The 731-nt window shown below is 65.5% G+C and carries 1 protein-coding gene; it reads right to left on the reverse strand.

The features are described 5' to 3' along the window. Positions 1-112: 112 nt before the first annotated feature. The coding region (locus tag GH736_RS23795) for a type II secretion system F family protein (protein ID WP_203230948.1) at positions 113-731 on the reverse strand (619 nt) is incomplete at its 5' end.

The following is a 731-nucleotide window of genomic DNA, read 5'->3' on the forward strand; positions in this document are numbered from 1 at the left end:
GCCCCGAGCAGCATTGTGGGAAGCCATTCGACGCGGTGTGTCGCGACGTCGGCCGCGGCGAGAACTGCCAGTCCGATCACGACGATGAGCAGCGCGGTGTACGGGATGACGATCACAGGTTGATCTGCTCCGTCATCGTGGGGATGAACGTGGTCACCGGGATGGCGATCATGAGGATGACGACACCGGCGGCGGCGAGGACGACGATCTCGCTGAGAGGGCCGATCCGCTCAGCGAACGCGTTGAGGCGGCGGCGGCTCTTCTTGTGGAACACCGCTGCGACGTCGCGGAGGATCGCAACGAGGTGCCGTGGTGACGGTGCGATCTCCATGCGGTTCTTCAGGTTCCATGGGAACAGTGGCGAGTCTGCGACGTCAGCAAAGGTCGCTTCACCGATGCGTTGCTTGGCGATGTGCGCGGTGACGTGCCGGACGACGGCGGCGTTACCGGCGGCACGTGCGGCCACCTCGAGGGATTCGAGTTCGGTCATGCCGGAGGCGAGGCAGGCTGCGAGGACGTCCGCGAACCGAGCGGCGGTGGCCATCTGGTTGATCGGTCCGAGGAGCGGGACGCGGATCGCCCAGGCGTCAGCCTTGACGCGGAGCCTAGGTACGCGGCGTCCGAACGCGAACCAGTAGATGGTCCAGAGGAGGATGACGGCGACCAGGCCGAGGATCACCCACTTCATCGAGGATCCGACGCCGATCATGATCGTCGTTGCTTCGGGGGTG

It is taken from the genome of Agromyces humi, from assembly GCF_009720255.1.
Lineage (GTDB): Bacteria > Actinomycetota > Actinomycetes > Actinomycetales > Microbacteriaceae > Agromyces > Agromyces humi.